At 62.1% G+C, this 1387-nt stretch carries 1 protein-coding gene; it reads right to left on the reverse strand.

The features are described 5' to 3' along the window. The coding region (locus tag AC1DUU_RS32015) for a CHASE domain-containing protein (protein WP_476787316.1) at positions 1–1358 on the reverse strand (1358 nt) is incomplete at its 3' end. Positions 1359–1387: the final 29 nt, after the last annotated feature.

Genomic DNA, 1387 nt, shown 5'->3' on the forward strand with positions numbered 1-1387 from the left:
CCATATTTCAGCGCGTTGGTCGCCAGTTCGTGGAAGGTCAAGCCGAGCGCCTGCGTGGTCGTTTCGTCGAGTTCGACCGTGGGGCCGGTCGTCATTCCCTCGGGCAGTTCTTTTCCGAACACCTGGCCGAGCTCGATACGCAGCAGCTCGCTGAGATCCGCCTTTTGCCAGCGCGAGCGTGTCAGCATGTCCTGCGAGGAGGCCATCGCCTGCAGGCGCGCTGAAAACGAGGCGGAGAACTCATCGACATCCTTCGAGCTGGCGGCCGTCTGTCGTGCCATCGCCAGGACGCGCGCGATAAGGTTCTTGATGCGATGCTTCATTTCCTGAAGCATCAGATCCTTTTCGAGAAGGCTCTTCTCGGTCGTCTCGTGAAGCAGGCTCGCTGCCTCATAGGCGCGCTGCTGATAGCGCGCGACCAGCGCTATGGAGCCTGCAAGCACCAGTCCGAAAACCCCCAGCATCAACGGTGCCGAACGTGGCGATGGCGCCACGAAAGCCGTGCTTGGCCGGAAATTGACAGTCCATTTGCGGCCGGCGACATTGGCCTCGCGCGTCACCGAGAAATTGTCGCCATAGCTGGGGTCGGGCGGCACCTGGGAGCGGAACAGCAGCGTGTCGTCGCCTGCCGTTCCATCGAATACTTCGACCGAAATCGGCAATAGCGGCCCCTTGCCGAGCGCTGCCTGAAACAGCTCTGCAGTGCGGAACGCAACATAGAGGAAGCCGGCCGGCGCCGACCCCTCGGCGGCAGGGCGGTCGACGCGCGAAAACACCAAAACCCCGGGCTGCCGTTCATTGTCACCTTGGCCGAGCAACACCCTGCCCGTCGCCCTTGGTTCGCCCTGTGCGGCCATCGCCGCTTCGATCGCGGTGCGGCGTGGCGGATCGGTTGCCATGTCGAAGCCCATCGCATCGAGGCTGGCCTTGCTCATTGGCTCGAACAGCACGATCGGTGTCCGCCACTTGAGGTCGGTTTCCGGAAACGGCGACCGGTCGATACCGTAGCCGTCCTTCAGCTCGCGCGTAACGGCCTCGCTTTGCTCGCTGTCGATCAGCCGAAGGAAACCAACACCTCGCAAGCTCGGGAATTTCCGTTCGGCGTCCAGCGAAGCGAAATAGTCGCGAAACTGGTCGCGCGAGATGTCGCCCTTCTGGGCCGCAAACATCGCCTGGGTCGCGTGTAGCAGGGCAAGGTCGAACTCCACCCTGCCTTCGATACGGTTGAGCGCATCGTCGGCCACCGACTGAAACTTGATACGCGCCGCCTCGACCGTTGCCAGATAGACGAGTGYCGCCATCGTCAGGCTGACGAGCGTGACGGCAACAAAAATCATGCTGGGGAAGTATTTTCTCAATTCTGGCTGGCTCGCGTCACCCTTTACCC

Source organism: Aminobacter sp. P4_H6_2 (assembly GCF_056400805.1).